Source organism: Salmonella sp. 741265050_HSA (genome assembly GCF_046569445.1).
Taxonomy (GTDB): domain Bacteria; phylum Pseudomonadota; class Gammaproteobacteria; order Enterobacterales; family Enterobacteriaceae; genus Salmonella; species Salmonella enterica.
The window spans coordinates 12,495-26,124 of record NZ_JBKFSV010000024.1 but is presented as its reverse complement, the minus strand read 5'-3'; the positions used below and the strand labels follow the sequence as shown (position 1 = coordinate 26,124).

Sequence of the window (13,630 nt, the reverse complement as noted above, 5' to 3'; positions counted from 1 at the left end):
CCGACCGGCTGTTTGTGTGAAGTGATTCACATCCGCCGTGTCGATGGAGGCGCATTATAGGGATCCCATTTTTTTGCACAAGCGTTTTTTGGATCTTTTTTTCTGTTTGTTGATTTTTCATCCCTTTCGCTCCATTCCTGCACAAAGTGGCGATTTTTTGATGCTATCTCCCCTTGCACAACGCCATTAAAGCAACCAAAGTCTTCATGACTATTCATTTATGATGAGGTAGACATGTCTGACACATTACGTCCTTATAAGGATCTTTTTCCTGAAATCGGTCAGCGCGTGATGATCGATACCAGCAGCGTGGTTATTGGCGATGTCCGTCTGGCGGATGATGTCGGGATCTGGCCGCTTGTGGTGATTCGCGGCGATGTGAATTACGTTGCGATAGGGGCTCGTACGAACATTCAGGATGGCAGCGTTCTTCACGTAACCCACAAGTCTCCATCCAATCCACACGGCAACCCATTAATCATTGGCGAAGATGTTACCGTTGGCCATAAAGTTATGCTGCACGGCTGTACCATCGGTAACCGCGTACTGGTCGGTATGGGCTCCATTGTGCTGGATGGTGCGATAATAGAAGATGACGTAATGATTGGCGCGGGAAGCCTGGTGCCGCAGCACAAACGGCTGGAAAGCGGCTATTTATATCTTGGCAGTCCGGTAAAACAGATCCGCCCCCTGAGCGATGCTGAGAGATCGGGTCTGCAGTACTCCGCCAATAACTATGTAAAATGGAAAGACGACTATCTTTCTCAGGATAACCATATCCAACCGTGATCGTCTTCCTGCTGGGCCAGGATTAATGCTTCCGCCTCTTCTTCCAGGTCCCAGCGATACTCACGAAAAATGGCCAGCCATTGCTCCACTGTTTCTCCACCAAAGCGATACGCCAGTACATCTTTTTTTATTGCACACGTGAGTTGCATCCCATTGACCATGGCGGGAAAGATGACAGCGCTGGCGGCAGTATCCCATTCTTCGCGGTCAGGAAATTGTATGGCCTGGTTCACGCTAATAATTCCTGCTGTAGCAGCTCAATCACTGGCTCGACCTGCGGTAATACACCGTGCCAAAGCAAAACGGCGTGTGCAGCCTGCCCCACCAGCATTCCCAGCCCATCTGCGTAGCGTTTTGCGCCCTGTTGTACACACCAGGAGAGAAATGGCGTATTCCCTTTTTGATAGAACATGTCATAGCAACAGAGGGAAGGGTGAATAAGTGACGCCGGAATCGCCGGGATTTCGCCCCGTATACCGCTGGAGGTCGCATTAATAATCAGGTCAAACTCACAACCATCCAGCTTGTCCATATCCATGGCATGAACGCTGCCGGTATGAGCAAAGATTTTCGCCAACGCTTCGGCACGTGAAGCTGTACGGTTAGTGATAGTGACCGCGCAATCCAAAGAAAGCAGAGGTAACAGCACGCCCCGGGATGCGCCGCCCGCGCCAATCAGCAAAATACGCCATCCTGGGCGGATAAAATTTAAACGTTTGAGATCGCTTAATAAACCGATACCGTCAGTATTGTCGCCAAGCAAACGACCATCTTCCAGCCGTTTTAATGTATTGACGGCTCCCGCCAGCGATGCTCGTTCCGTTAACTCATCCGATCGCGCAAACGCCTCCTCTTTAAAAGGTACTGTGATGTTTGCGCCTTTTCCCCCTGCCGCGAAAAAGGCATCAAGCGTATTAATGAAATTATTAATAGGGGCCAGCACGCGACCATAGGGGTGAACAATATCTAGCTGCTGAGCAAATTGCTGATGAATAAATGGCGATTTGCTGTGCGCAATCGGATTTCCAAAAACAGCATAGGTTTCCATCATATTACCCCTGTCGAAACAGTTCGCCCGTCAGAGCATCGCGAATTTCTGAAGGATTCAGACGCCCACCCGTTGCGCCTTCAACCACCGGAAAATCATCGCCAAATTGCGCACGCACCTCTTCAACGGTACGACATGGCGGTAATCCGCTCAGATTGGCGCTGGTGGAAACCAGCGGTTTGCCATACGCATTGCATAGCGCGACCACCAGCGGGTGGTTGGTAACACGAACGGCCAGGGAATCAAAACGTCCCGTGAGCCACCGCGGCGTTGTCGCGGGCGCAGGAAAAACAAACGTTACCGGCCCGGGCCAGCAATCAAATACCGCTTTACGCTGTGCGACGGTAAGTATGCTGTCATCAATATAAGGTTTTAACTGCTCAAAGCTGGCGGCAATCAAAATGAGTCCCTTATCGACGGGCCGTTGTTTTAACGCCAGCAGGCGCGTAACGGCTGTTTCACTATCGGGATCGCAGCCGACGCCGAAAACGGCTTCTGTTGGATAAGCGATGACATTTTCTTTATTCAGGAGATCTACCGCTGCGGCGATAGATCCTGTTGGCAGGTTATTATTCACTTGTTTATTCCACCGGAACCGGCTTTCCACATTGTTTACTGGCGCAAAAGCGCTTCACGCCCTGCGCGGTTTTCTTTTCGATGAGTAGCGGATAATGGCACTCGGGGCATTCCCCCGCAACCGGTGTGAAGTTAATGACGAACTGACATTCCGGGTAGCGATCGCAGGAATGAAAGATTTTACCGTAACGAGAACGGCGCTGGACCAAATGTCCTTGCTGGCAGGCTGGACAGGCTATCGTCGTTTCATCCGGTTTATCAATAACCACTGTATGTTCACATTGCGGATACTGACTGCATCCGATGAACATGCCAAAGCGCCCCTGACGCAGCACCAGCACGGCGCCACACTCAGGGCACAGTTGCCCCTCCAGAATTTTAACGATATGTCCGTCCGCCTGACTTTTCAGCGGACGAACGTAATCGCATTCCGGATAGCGAGAACAGCCGAGAAACGGACCATGTTTCCCGGAGCGAATTACCAGTTCGGCCCCGCACTGCGGGCAGGGCTCATTTTTACGCACCGAAAACAGTGCTGATTTAGCCATATTCACTCATGCAGCATTAACACCTATCAATGCAGCATACCTTCATTTACCTCAAAGAGTAATTCTTCCATTTGCTGATAGGCGTTTTCACAGCCCGGAATGTTGAATAACACCATCAAAATAACCCATTTCAAGTCTTCCAGGTCAAACTCTGCGGTATCCAGCGCCAGCACACGCTCAATCACCATTTCTCGTGTTTCGAGGTTTAGCACCTGAATCTGCTCAAGGAATAACAGGAACCCCCGGCAACTGGCATCAAGCCTTTCACACTCTTCAACCGTATAAATGCGCATTGAAAGAGGGTCGGAAGCAAGTTGCATGGGTTCCGCGAGGCCATCCTGATAGTCAGCGAGTTTTTCCAGCCACAGCAGCGCATTGTAGATGTCTTCGCGATCAAACCCAGCGTCGGTGAGATCACGCTCCAGTCTGTCCTGATCCACGCGCAGCTCGGCTTCGTTATGGATGTATGTTTCAAACAAATACATTAGTACGTCGAACATGGCTTGCCCTCCTTAATCGGACATAGCCGCCGGGTACAGCTGCGATCCATCCTGCTAACTCCAGTTCGAGTAGCTGAGCCACTACCGCTGGCACAGGTTGGCCGGCACGTTCAGCGACGACGTCAACAGGTGTTACCTCATCTCCTACGTTAGCCAGGAGCTCAGGAAATGGCAATGCCGCCTCATCCTGATTTAGTGAATAAAGTGAATTTTCCGCCGTAGTTGGCAACCAGTGTAAGCCGTATTGCAAATTTTCCAGAATATCCTCCGGCGTCGTCACAAGCGTGGCCCCTTGTTTAATTAACCAGTGCGTTCCTTCGCTTCCCGGACTACCGATAGGGCCTGGTAATGCAAAAACGTCCCGCCCCTGTTCAAGCGCGCAGCGCGCCGTCACCAACGAACCGCTGCGCAACGCCGCCTCAATCACCAGCACGCCTTTGCTCAGTCCGCTGATAATGCGGTTTCTGCGAGGAAAATTTTGCGGTAGCGGAGGCGTTGAAAGCGGAAATTCTGAGACCACTGCGCCGCCGGTGGCAATCAAGTTTTCAGCCAGCATGGCATGTCGGCGAGGATAAATCTTTGCCAAACCATTCCCTAACACCGCTACACTTTTCCCCCCCATACTCACCGCGGCGTTGTGTGCTACGCCATCAATTCCCCGGGCAAGGCCGCTGGTGATCGTCAAACCGCTTTTCGCAAGGCTTTCGCAAAGCAGACGTCCCCAGCGTTCTCCATACCAGGAGTGGCTCCGGCTTCCTACGACGGCAAGTTGGCAGGTATGCAGACAGGCAGGATCGCCGTCAATAAAAATAGCGCCGGGATAATCGTCAATAGCACGCAGTTGGGGAGGATAAATCTCACTATCCGCACACAGAAAATGGTGCTGCGGTAGTTCAAGCCAGCGTAATGCCTCATCAAGCACACCTGCTGGAAGCTGTAAAAAACGTTCAGCTTGCCGCGCGGTAAGACCAGCCTCCTGAAGGTGCGTGCGATTTATCTGAGGCTGGCGAATAAGCGAGTTCGCGATGTTCAACATCGCCTCGCCATAAAGGTCGCCGACGTACATTAAACGTAACCAAATTTCGGTACGGGCCATCCTTTCCCTCCCCTGCCACAAGCAGTCTGAACAATCTTTGCGATTGGTCACTGATGCTGTCAATCAGGTGGGGATTTGTCTAGAATAGAGGTAATAATCTTTTCAACTCCTGAACACAACTCTGGATAATTATGTCAGTTTTGCAAGTGTTACATATTCCGGACGAGCGCCTTCGCAAAGTCGCAAAGCCGGTTGAAGAAGTGAATGCAGAAATTCAGCGTATCGTCGATGATATGTTCGAAACGATGTACGCGGAAGAAGGTATCGGTCTGGCCGCAACGCAGGTCGATATCCACCAGCGGATCATCGTGATTGACGTTTCGGAAAACCGCGACGAGCGCCTGGTACTCATTAACCCGGAATTGCTGGAGAAAAGTGGCGAAACGGGTATAGAAGAAGGCTGTCTGTCGATTCCGGAACAGCGCGCTTTAGTGCCGCGCGCCGAGAAAGTGAAAATCCGCGCGCTGGATCGCGACGGCAACCCGTTTGAGCTTGAAGCGGATGGTTTGCTGGCAATTTGCATTCAGCATGAGATGGATCATCTGGTCGGTAAACTGTTTATCGATTATTTGTCGCCGCTGAAGCAACAACGTATTCGTCAGAAAGTAGAAAAACTCGACCGCCTGAACGCCCGGGCTTAAAGGACAAGAACCAACGTGTCAGATTCACTACGTATTATTTTTGCGGGTACACCTGACTTTGCAGCGCGTCATCTCGACGCGCTGTTAACTTCTGGACATAACGTTGTCGGCGTATTTACCCAACCCGATCGTCCAGCAGGTCGCGGCAAAAAGTTGATGCCCAGCCCGGTAAAAGTGCTGGCGGAAGAAAAAGGCCTGCCCGTTTTCCAGCCCGTGTCGCTTCGTCCTCAGGAAAACCAGCATCTGGTTGCTGACTTACATGCCGACGTCATGGTTGTCGTAGCATATGGTCTGATTCTCCCAAAGGCAGTGCTGGATATGCCCCGTCTCGGATGTATCAACGTTCACGGTTCGCTGCTTCCACGCTGGCGCGGCGCGGCGCCTATTCAGCGCTCACTCTGGGCAGGCGATGCGGAAACCGGCGTCACAATTATGCAGATGGATGTAGGGCTGGATACCGGCGACATGCTGTATAAACTTGCGTGCCCGATTACCGCAGAAGATACCAGTGGCTCACTGTATAATAAGTTGGCTGAGCTTGGCCCGCAGGGGTTAATTACCACACTAAAACAACTGGCGGACGGCACAGCGGCGCCTGAAGCGCAGAATGAAGCGCTGGTCACTCATGCGGAAAAGCTCAGTAAAGAAGAAGCGCGTATCGACTGGTCTCTCTCCGCAGTACAGCTGGAGCGTTGCATTCGCGCCTTTAATCCGTGGCCAATGAGCTGGCTGGAAATCGACGGCCAGCCGGTAAAAGTCTGGCAGGCGTCCGTCATTGAGGACGCCACGCAGTCGCTGCCGGGAACCATTCTGGCCGCGACGAAACAGGGCATTCAGGTTGCAACAGGCAAGGGGATATTAAATTTGCTTTCGCTTCAGCCTGCCGGCAAAAAAGCGATGAGCGCCCAGGATCTGTTAAATTCACGCCGGGAATGGTTTATTCCTGGTAACCGTCTTGCCTGACGGTCACGTCTTTATAAGCCCGGTGTTACCGGGCATTTTTATTTTATACATATGAAAAAACAAAACAATTTACGTAGTCTGGCAGCACAGGCCGTTGAACTGGTCGTCGAACAGGGACAATCATTAAGTAATGTGCTCCCGCCGCTGCAACAAAAAGTCGCCGATAAAGACAAAGCGCTACTTCAGGAGCTGTGCTTTGGCGTCCTGCGCACCCTTTCACAGCTGGAATGGCTGATCAATAAGCTGATGTCTCGTCCAATGACCGGCAAGCAGCGTACAGTGCATTACTTAATTATGGTCGGCTTTTATCAGTTGCTGTACACCCGCGTTCCTCCCCATGCGGCACTGGCTGAAACCGTTGAAGGCGCGGTCGCCATCAAACGTCCGCAGTTGAAAGGGTTAATTAACGGCGTCCTGCGCCAGTTCCAGCGCCAGCAGGAAACGTTGCTTAATGAGTTTGCGACCAGCGATGCGCGCTTTTTACATCCCGGTTGGCTGGTAAAGCGTTTGCAAAATGCCTACCCCACACAGTGGCAACGCATTATTGAAGCGAATAACCAGCGTCCACCGATGTGGCTACGTGTAAATCGTACACACCACACCCGCGACGGTTGGCTTGGCTTACTTGAAGACGCAGGCATGAAGGGATATCCGCATCCCGATTATCCCGACGCTGTACGTCTGGAAACGCCAGCTCCGGTACATGCTTTACCCGGTTTTGCTGAGGGTTGGGTAACTGTCCAGGATGCCTCTGCGCAGGGATGTGCGGTTTTTCTCGCTCCTCAGAACGGTGAGCACATTTTAGACTTGTGCGCCGCGCCCGGCGGTAAAACCACGCATATTCTCGAAGTGGCCCCCGAAGCAGACGTGTTGGCGGTTGATATTGATGAACAACGGCTCTCCCGCGTTTACGACAACCTAAAGCGTCTTGGGATGAAAGCGACAGTTAAACAAGGGGATGGACGTTATCCCGCCCAATGGTGCGGCGAGCAGCAGTTTGACCGTATTCTGCTGGATGCGCCCTGCTCCGCAACCGGCGTCATTCGCCGTCATCCAGATATCAAATGGCTGCGTCGCGATCGCGATATCGCGGAACTGGCGCAATTACAGGCGGAAATTCTTGATGCCGTCTGGCAGCGCCTGAAGCCCGGCGGGACGCTGGTTTACGCCACCTGTTCCGTACTGCCGGAAGAAAACCGCGATCAGATCAAAACCTTTTTGCAACGCACTCCCGATGCCGCGCTCAGCGAAACGGGAACACCTGATCAGCCAGGACAGCAAAATCTGCCGGGCGGCGAAGAAGGTGATGGGTTCTTTTACGCTAAGCTAATCAAGAAGTGATGAGATAACGGGCCACGACTGATGAAAATTATCATACTGGGCGCAGGGCAAGTTGGCGGAACACTGGCGGAAAACCTGGTCGGCGAAAACAACGACATCACGGTGGTTGATACCAATGGCGAACGGTTACGCAGTTTGCAAGATAAGTTCGATCTACGCGTAGTTCAGGGGCATGGTTCGCATCCCCGCGTGTTGCGCGAAGCGGGCGCTGACGATGCGGATATGCTGGTCGCTGTCACCAGTTCAGATGAAACTAATATGGTTGCCTGTCAGGTAGCCTATTCACTCTTCAACACTCCAAACCGTATCGCCCGCATTCGCTCCCCGGACTATGTTCGCGATGCGGATAAACTCTTTCATTCTGAAGCGGTTCCGATTGATCATCTGATCGCGCCGGAGCAGTTGGTTATCGATAATATTTATCGTCTGATCGAGTATCCAGGAGCATTACAGGTTGTAAACTTTGCCGAAGGGAAAGTCAGTCTGGCAGTAGTAAAAGCCTACTATGGCGGTCCACTAATAGGTAACGCGCTCTCGACAATGCGAGAGCATATGCCGCATATCGATACCCGCGTTGCCGCAATTTTCCGCCATGACAGACCAATCCGTCCTCAGGGCTCGACTATCGTGGAAGCAGGGGATGAAGTCTTCTTTATTGCGGCTTCACAGCATATCCGTGCAGTAATGAGCGAATTACAGCGTCTGGAAAAACCCTACAAGCGCATCATGCTGGTGGGCGGCGGCAATATCGGCGCCGGGCTGGCAAGGCGTCTGGAAAAAGACTATAGCGTTAAATTGATCGAACGCGATCAACAACGCGCCGCAGAACTGGCTGAGAAGCTGCAAAACACGATCGTCTTTTTTGGCGACGCTTCCGATCAGGAATTGCTGGCGGAGGAGCATATTGATCAGGTCGATCTCTTTATCGCGGTCACTAACGATGATGAAGCCAATATCATGTCCGCGATGTTGGCCAAGCGGATGGGCGCCAAGAAAGTCATGGTGCTAATTCAGCGCCGCGCTTATGTCGATCTTGTGCAGGGTAGCGTTATAGATATTGCGATTTCTCCGCAGCAGGCCACCATCTCTGCATTACTGAGCCATGTGCGTAAAGCAGATATCGTCGGCGTTTCCTCACTACGTCGCGGGGTTGCCGAAGCCATCGAAGCCGTCGCGCACGGCGATGAAAGCACTTCCCGCGTGGTTGGCCGCGTCATTGACGAAATTAAACTGCCGCCAGGCACCATTATTGGCGCGGTCGTTCGTGGTAATGATGTCATGATTGCTAATGACAATTTGCGCATTGAACAAGGCGATCACGTCATTATGTTTTTGACCGATAAAAAGTTTATTACCGACGTCGAACGTCTGTTCCAGCCAAGTCCTTTCTTCCTCTAATTTAAGGGGCGCTCATTCAGCGCCCTTTTTAATTCCCTTTATTTATCAAGGTTTAATTTATTTCGCTAAACAGAAGCCGTAAATGGAAAATGCCTTAGCATTTGTTAAACTTATAACGTCAGCTGCATAGGGAGAATAAAAATGAGTTTTATTAAAGAATTTCGCGAATTCGCGATGCGCGGGAATGTTGTGGATTTGGCAGTGGGTGTCATTATTGGCGCGGCATTCGGTAAGATTGTTTCTTCACTGGTTGCCGATATCATTATGCCGCCGTTGGGATTGTTAATCGGCGGGATCGACTTTAAACAATTTGCTTTTACGTTACGCGAAGCGCAGGGAGATATTCCGGCGGTCGTCATGCATTACGGCGTGTTTATCCAGAACGTATTTGATTTTGTGATTGTGGCCTTTGCTATCTTTGTTGCCATTAAGCTTATCAACAGACTCAACCGTAAAAAAGCAGAAGAGCCGGCAGCTCCGCCAGCGCCTTCTAAAGAGGAAGTGTTATTGGGCGAAATCCGCGATCTGCTGAAAGAACAAAATAACCGTTCTTAATAAGCAGAAGGCCAGTGGTAAAAAAGTCACTTACTTTCTTGCCACTGGCCTCCCAGTTCCCTCGATTACCGTGTTTACCTTTACGCAGATAACTTCCTTTGCCTTTCTTATTTTTTTCAACGCGTTGCCTGAAAAGGGGATCGTGCAGTAATGCCTCAATGGCATTGTCCTTTATCTGCCCTTTCTTATGTTGATAACGACTCATAATGTCTCCCGATTGTATAAATTAACGGCGCGAGTGTAGCCCCGCCGGTTCAATAAATCAACATCCTGATTTCGCCCCACTGGCCCCCTGCTCCAGGGCTTCCAGAATGGAACAATAGACGCTACTGTGGGCCGTTCCGCAACAAGCATCATTAAGCCTTTGTAACGAACGCTGCATCGTTTGCAGTTCCGCAATCCTGGCTTCAACCTCCTGCAATCGCTCTTGCACAATACTTTTTGACTCCTGACAGGTATGGTGCTCAGGATCAATTCGGATCGATAAAAGTTCACGGATCGACTCAAGCGTGAAACCCAACTGCCGCGCATAACGAATAAACTTGAGACGCTGCAGATCGTTTTCGGTATACAGGCGAAATCCGCCTTCAGTACGTACCTCATGATCCATCATCTGCTGTTTTTCATAGTAGCGAATGGTATCAGGCGTTACGTCTGCCAGCTTTGCCAGCTCACCAATGCGATACATACAAGCTCCGTTAATTATCGTTGATTTTATGCAGCAGTTTTTCTGCATACTCACCGTGTAAAAAGTCGGTACTCAACCCAGCCTGCCGAAGTTTTAGTTCAAGCAGCGAGAGCTGGCGACTAACCTGATGGTATCGAGGGTCATCTTCCCGGATACTGTTGAGGATATCAAGTAACTGAATAGCATCTCTGCGCTGCTCCAGTTCAGGGGGAAGACAGCCCGCATTCTTGAGTAAGCGATAACCCGCACGAAGTTCCGCCGGCACATGAGAATCATCATCCAGAATAAGCGGCTCGCCGCGGCCAGGCAGATTATCAAACTCGCCTTTACTCTGTGCCTCGATAATATGACGCTCTGCCCACTGGTCAAGTAACCACATGTGTCGCTCCAGGGATTGAACGAAAAGAATACAATTATTGTAGATATGTGCGGTTCAGGAGGGTATAAAAAAACCCGCCGAAGCGGGTTTTTTTACGTTACTGCAGATTACTCTGCAGCAGCTTCTGTTTTCTCTGAACGATCAACCAGCTCGATGTATGCCATCGGCGCGTTGTCGCCTGCACGGAAGCCACACTTCAGAATGCGAGTGTAACCACCGGCGCGGCTCGCGAAACGCGGGCCCAGCTCGTTAAACAGTTTTGCCACGATCTCGTTATCACGAGTACGGGCGAATGCCAGACGACGATTAGCAACGCTATCAGTCTTGGCAAGAGTAATCAGCGGCTCAACTACGCGACGCAGCTCTTTCGCTTTAGGCAGGGTCGTCTTGATGATTTCATGACGAACCAGTGAACCAGCCATGTTGCGGAACATAGCCTGGCGATGGCTGCTGTTGCGGTTCAGTTGACGACCACTCTTACGATGGCGCATGACCTTATCCTTCTCAGTAAAACCTTAACCTGTGATCCGGTTACTCGTCAGCGATGCTTGCCGGTGGCCAGTTTTCCAGGCGCATACCCAGAGACAGTCCACGGGAAGCCAGCACGTCCTTAATCTCGGTAAGAGATTTTTTACCCAGGTTAGGCGTCTTAAGAAGCTCAACCTCGGTACGCTGTACCAGATCACCGATATAGTGGATAGCTTCTGCCTTGAGGCAGTTAGCAGAGCGGACAGTCAATTCCAGATCGTCAACAGGGCGCAGCAGGATCGGATCGAATTCTGGTTTCTCTTCTTTCACTTCCGGTTGACGTACATCACGTAAATCAACGAAAGCTTCCAGTTGTTCAGCCAGGATGGTTGCCGCACGACGAATCGCCTCTTCAGGATCGATTGTGCCGTTGGTTTCCATTTCGATGACCAGCTTGTCCAGGTCGGTACGCTGTTCTACACGCGCTGCTTCAACATTGTTGGCAATACGCTCTACAGGGCTGTAGCAGGCGTCGACCAGCAGACGGCCGATTGGGCGCTCATCTTCTTCCGAATGAATTCGGGTAGAAGCCGGCACATAACCACGACCGCGCTGAACTTTGATACGCATACTAATAGACGCGTTTTCATCGGTCAGGTGGCAGATCACGTGCTGCGGCTTGACGATTTCGACATCCCCATCATGGGTGATATCGGCTGCAGTCACAGGGCCAATGCCAGATTTATTCAAGGTAAGAATAACTTCATCTTTACCCTGAACTCTCACCGCCAGCCCTTTCAGGTTGAGCAGGATTTCCAGGATGTCTTCCTGAACGCCTTCTTTGGTGCTGTACTCATGTAGTACACCATCAATCTCAACCTCGGTCACCGCGCAACCCGGCATCGATGAGAGCAGAATACGGCGCAGTGCGTTACCCAGAGTATGGCCGAAGCCACGCTCTAAAGGCTCAAGGGTCACCTTGGCGTGCGTCGAACTCACTTGCTCGATATCTACCAGGCGCGGTTTTAGAAACTCTGTCACAGAACCCTGCATTGTGTCCTCTCTTTGGTACTAAGCTTTACTTGGAGTAAAGCTCGACGATCAGGTGTTCGTTAATGTCCGCAGACAGATCAGAACGCTCAGGCTTACGCTTGTACGTACCTTCCATCTTGCCAGCATCAACATCCAGCCAGGTTGGCTTTTCACGCTGCTCAGCCAGCTCCAGAGCGGCTTTCACGCGAGACTGCTTCTTCGCTTTCTCACGAATGCTAACAACGTCATTCGGACTAACCTGATAAGAAGCGATGTTAACAACACGACCGTTTACCATAATTGCTTTATGGCTAACCAGCTGACGTGCTTCTGCACGAGTGGCGCCGAAGCCCATACGGTATACAACGTTGTCCAGACGACCTTCCAGCAGAGCCAACAGGTTTTCACCGGTGTTGCCTTTCAGACGTGCTGCTTCTTTGTAGTAGTTACGGAACTGACGCTCCAGCACACCGTAAATGCGGCGAACTTTTTGCTTTTCACGCAACTGCACACCATAGTCAGACAGACGCGGCTTACGCGCACCGTGCTGGCCAGGAGCTTGTTCAATTTTACACTTGGTATCGATCGCGCGAACGCCAGACTTAAGGAATAAGTCGGTGCCCTCACGACGGCTCAGCTTGAGCTTAGGACCCAAATATCTTGCCATTTTCTTTCTCCAACTAACCTGGAAAACGAAGCGTTATACGCGACGTTTTTTCGGCGGACGACAACCGTTATGAGGGATCGGAGTCACATCAGTAATATTAGTGATGCGGAAACCAGCGGCGTTCAGAGCACGAATAGTAGATTCGCGGCCTGGACCCGGACCTTTAACCATAACTTCCAGATTCTTGATGCCGTATTCTTTCACGGCGTCAGCGCAACGCTCTGCTGCAACCTGAGCTGCAAACGGAGTGGATTTGCGAGAACCACGGAAACCGGAACCACCGGCTGTTGCCCAACCCAGCGCATTACCCTGACGATCGGTAATAGTCACGATGGTGTTGTTGAAAGAAGCATGGATATGAGCCACGCCGTCAGAGACTTGTTTTCTTACACGTTTACGTGCGCGAACTGGTGCCTTTGCCATTATTCAATCACCCCGATTATTTCTTGATCGGTTTGCGCGGACCCTTACGGGTACGAGCGTTGGTCTTGGTACGCTGACCGCGAACCGGGAGACCACGACGATGACGCAAACCGCGATAGCAACCAAGATCCATCAGGCGCTTGATGCTCATGCTGATTTCACGGCGCAGATCACCTTCAACGACAAATTTGGCAACTTCGTCACGCAGCGTGTCGATTTGTTCTTCAGACAGCTCACTGATCTTAACATTTTCAGCGATACCCGCTGCAGCCAGGATGGCTTTAGAACGGGTCTTGCCGACACCGTAGATCGAAGTTAACGCGATCACGGCGTGTTTCTGATCAGGAATGTTAATGCCTGCTATACGGGCCACTATGCACTCCTACTATTTAATATGTACGTACCATGCTGAAAAGCCCGTTTTCAGGATACTCAAATGGAAACGTACAGACATACAAAAGATTGGCTGGCTAATCTAGCCAGCTCAACCCAACTTTGCAAGAAAAATATGCGAAAAA

General features: G+C 51.2%; 19 protein-coding genes and 1 pseudogene. 6 read left to right on the top strand and 14 right to left on the bottom strand.

What is annotated here, in order from left to right:
- The first annotated feature begins 234 nt into the window (after positions 1 to 234).
- Positions 235 to 789 (top strand): gamma carbonic anhydrase family protein, encoded by a 555-nt coding sequence (locus tag ACLD4F_RS21610; RefSeq protein ID WP_001285635.1) that lies wholly within the window; start codon positions 235 to 237, stop codon positions 787 to 789.
- On the opposite strand, the gene ACLD4F_RS21605 is transcribed toward ACLD4F_RS21610, so the two are convergent.
- Genes ACLD4F_RS21605 through dprA form a run of 6 tightly spaced genes read right to left on the bottom strand, consistent with a single transcriptional unit; the run spans position 765 to position 4,557 of the window.
- The gene (locus ACLD4F_RS21605; RefSeq protein WP_001070578.1) at positions 765 to 1,022 is read right to left on the bottom strand and encodes a DUF1488 domain-containing protein; all 258 of its coding nucleotides are present in this window, start codon (positions 1,020 to 1,022) and stop codon (positions 765 to 767) included. The two genes, ACLD4F_RS21610 and ACLD4F_RS21605, sit on opposite strands and share 25 nt — an antisense overlap.
- The gene (gene aroE, locus ACLD4F_RS21600) at positions 1,019 to 1,837 is read right to left on the bottom strand and encodes a shikimate dehydrogenase (protein WP_000451202.1); all 819 of its coding nucleotides are present in this window, start codon (positions 1,835 to 1,837) and stop codon (positions 1,019 to 1,021) included. Before aroE ends, ACLD4F_RS21605 begins: the two co-directional genes overlap by 4 nt.
- Before the next feature lie 4 nt (positions 1,838 to 1,841).
- Positions 1,842 to 2,414: an L-threonylcarbamoyladenylate synthase type 1 TsaC gene (gene tsaC, locus ACLD4F_RS21595; protein ID WP_010835148.1), complete on the bottom strand. Its 573-nt coding sequence runs from the start codon at positions 2,412 to 2,414 to the stop codon at positions 1,842 to 1,844.
- Positions 2,415 to 2,418: 4 nt separating this feature from the next.
- Positions 2,419 to 2,961 carry a type I DNA topoisomerase gene (locus ACLD4F_RS21590; RefSeq protein WP_079944726.1) on the bottom strand — a complete coding sequence of 181 codons (543 nt, stop codon included), beginning with the start codon at positions 2,959 to 2,961 and terminating at the stop codon, positions 2,419 to 2,421.
- A gap of 26 nt (positions 2,962 to 2,987) precedes the next feature.
- Entirely contained in the window at positions 2,988 to 3,461 is a 474-nt protein-coding gene (gene smg / locus ACLD4F_RS21585) for a DUF494 family protein Smg (protein WP_000460663.1), read from the bottom strand.
- Positions 3,433 to 4,557, bottom strand: coding sequence for a DNA-protecting protein DprA (gene dprA / locus ACLD4F_RS21580; protein WP_079944725.1), 1,125 nt, complete (start codon positions 4,555 to 4,557; stop codon positions 3,433 to 3,435). Before dprA ends, smg begins: the two co-directional genes overlap by 29 nt.
- Positions 4,558 to 4,688: 131 nt before the next feature.
- On the opposite strand from dprA, the gene def reads away from it, so the two are divergent.
- From def to mscL, 5 genes are all read left to right on the top strand, one after another.
- Positions 4,689 to 5,198: a peptide deformylase gene (def, locus tag ACLD4F_RS21575; protein WP_000114987.1), complete on the top strand. Its 510-nt coding sequence runs from the start codon at positions 4,689 to 4,691 to the stop codon at positions 5,196 to 5,198.
- Between the two features lie 15 nt (positions 5,199 to 5,213).
- Positions 5,214 to 6,161 (top strand): methionyl-tRNA formyltransferase, encoded by a 948-nt coding sequence (fmt, locus tag ACLD4F_RS21570; protein ID WP_023243620.1) that lies wholly within the window; start codon positions 5,214 to 5,216, stop codon positions 6,159 to 6,161.
- A 51-nt stretch (positions 6,162 to 6,212) separates the two neighbouring features.
- Complete coding sequence (gene rsmB, locus ACLD4F_RS21565) at positions 6,213 to 7,502, top strand: 16S rRNA (cytosine(967)-C(5))-methyltransferase RsmB (RefSeq protein WP_079944724.1); 1,290 nt, start codon at positions 6,213 to 6,215, stop codon at positions 7,500 to 7,502.
- Between the two features lie 21 nt (positions 7,503 to 7,523).
- Positions 7,524 to 8,900 carry a Trk system potassium transporter TrkA gene (gene trkA, locus ACLD4F_RS21560; protein ID WP_000691374.1) on the top strand — a complete coding sequence of 459 codons (1,377 nt, stop codon included), beginning with the start codon at positions 7,524 to 7,526 and terminating at the stop codon, positions 8,898 to 8,900.
- A gap of 141 nt (positions 8,901 to 9,041) precedes the next feature.
- Complete coding sequence (gene mscL, locus ACLD4F_RS21555; protein ID WP_000008119.1) at positions 9,042 to 9,455, top strand: large-conductance mechanosensitive channel protein MscL; 414 nt, start codon at positions 9,042 to 9,044, stop codon at positions 9,453 to 9,455.
- A gap of 1 nt (position 9,456) precedes the next feature.
- Here the strand turns inward: mscL and ACLD4F_RS21550 are convergent.
- From ACLD4F_RS21550 to rpsM, 8 genes and pseudogenes are all read right to left on the bottom strand, one after another.
- Positions 9,457 to 9,660: pseudogene (locus ACLD4F_RS21550) on the bottom strand (alternative ribosome-rescue factor A); the annotation flags it as partial.
- Between the two features lie 57 nt (positions 9,661 to 9,717).
- Complete coding sequence (zntR, locus tag ACLD4F_RS21545) at positions 9,718 to 10,143, bottom strand: Zn(2+)-responsive transcriptional regulator (RefSeq protein WP_000285588.1); 426 nt, start codon at positions 10,141 to 10,143, stop codon at positions 9,718 to 9,720.
- 10 nt (positions 10,144 to 10,153) lie between these two features.
- A complete protein-coding gene (locus ACLD4F_RS21540; RefSeq protein WP_058331624.1) occupies positions 10,154 to 10,522 on the bottom strand; it encodes a DUF1992 domain-containing protein in 369 nt (122 codons plus the stop codon).
- 107 nt (positions 10,523 to 10,629) lie between these two features.
- A complete protein-coding gene (gene rplQ / locus ACLD4F_RS21535) occupies positions 10,630 to 11,013 on the bottom strand; it encodes a 50S ribosomal protein L17 (RefSeq protein WP_001216370.1) in 384 nt (127 codons plus the stop codon).
- Between the two features lie 40 nt (positions 11,014 to 11,053).
- Positions 11,054 to 12,043, bottom strand: a complete 990-nt coding sequence (locus ACLD4F_RS21530; RefSeq protein ID WP_411011030.1) for a DNA-directed RNA polymerase subunit alpha — start codon at positions 12,041 to 12,043, stop codon at positions 11,054 to 11,056.
- 25 nt (positions 12,044 to 12,068) lie between these two features.
- Complete coding sequence (gene rpsD, locus ACLD4F_RS21525) at positions 12,069 to 12,689, bottom strand: 30S ribosomal protein S4 (protein ID WP_411011029.1); 621 nt, start codon at positions 12,687 to 12,689, stop codon at positions 12,069 to 12,071.
- Between the two features lie 33 nt (positions 12,690 to 12,722).
- Positions 12,723 to 13,112 (bottom strand): 30S ribosomal protein S11, encoded by a 390-nt coding sequence (gene rpsK / locus ACLD4F_RS21520; protein WP_001029758.1) that lies wholly within the window; start codon positions 13,110 to 13,112, stop codon positions 12,723 to 12,725.
- Positions 13,113 to 13,128: 16 nt separating this feature from the next.
- Positions 13,129 to 13,485: a 30S ribosomal protein S13 gene (rpsM, locus tag ACLD4F_RS21515; protein ID WP_000090780.1), complete on the bottom strand. Its 357-nt coding sequence runs from the start codon at positions 13,483 to 13,485 to the stop codon at positions 13,129 to 13,131.
- Positions 13,486 to 13,630: the final 145 nt, after the last annotated feature.

Excerpts from the sequence above, each read along its gene's own strand:
- mscL (WP_000008119.1), top strand. The coding sequence starts at position 9,042 with ATGAGTTTTATTAAAGAATTTCGCGAATTCGCGATGCGCGGGAATGTT.
- rplQ (WP_001216370.1), bottom strand. The coding sequence starts at position 11,013 with ATGCGCCATCGTAAGAGTGGTCGTCAACTGAACCGCAACAGCAGCCAT.
- zntR (WP_000285588.1), bottom strand. The coding sequence starts at position 10,143 with ATGTATCGCATTGGTGAGCTGGCAAAGCTGGCAGACGTAACGCCTGAT.
- aroE (WP_000451202.1), bottom strand. The coding sequence starts at position 1,837 with ATGGAAACCTATGCTGTTTTTGGAAATCCGATTGCGCACAGCAAATCG.
- ACLD4F_RS21530 (WP_411011030.1), bottom strand. The coding sequence starts at position 12,043 with ATGCAGGGTTCTGTGACAGAGTTTCTAAAACCGCGCCTGGTAGATATC.
- rsmB (WP_079944724.1), top strand. The coding sequence starts at position 6,213 with ATGAAAAAACAAAACAATTTACGTAGTCTGGCAGCACAGGCCGTTGAA.
- rpsD (WP_411011029.1), bottom strand. The coding sequence starts at position 12,689 with ATGGCAAGATATTTGGGTCCTAAGCTCAAGCTGAGCCGTCGTGAGGGC.
- ACLD4F_RS21610 (WP_001285635.1), top strand. The coding sequence starts at position 235 with ATGTCTGACACATTACGTCCTTATAAGGATCTTTTTCCTGAAATCGGT.
- ACLD4F_RS21540 (WP_058331624.1), bottom strand. The coding sequence starts at position 10,522 with ATGTGGTTACTTGACCAGTGGGCAGAGCGTCATATTATCGAGGCACAG.
- def (WP_000114987.1), top strand. The coding sequence starts at position 4,689 with ATGTCAGTTTTGCAAGTGTTACATATTCCGGACGAGCGCCTTCGCAAA.
- ACLD4F_RS21590 (WP_079944726.1), bottom strand. The coding sequence starts at position 2,961 with ATGGCTAAATCAGCACTGTTTTCGGTGCGTAAAAATGAGCCCTGCCCG.
- smg (WP_000460663.1), bottom strand. The coding sequence starts at position 3,461 with ATGTTCGACGTACTAATGTATTTGTTTGAAACATACATCCATAACGAA.
- trkA (WP_000691374.1), top strand. The coding sequence starts at position 7,524 with ATGAAAATTATCATACTGGGCGCAGGGCAAGTTGGCGGAACACTGGCG.
- dprA (WP_079944725.1), bottom strand. The coding sequence starts at position 4,557 with ATGGCCCGTACCGAAATTTGGTTACGTTTAATGTACGTCGGCGACCTT.
- rpsK (WP_001029758.1), bottom strand. The coding sequence starts at position 13,112 with ATGGCAAAGGCACCAGTTCGCGCACGTAAACGTGTAAGAAAACAAGTC.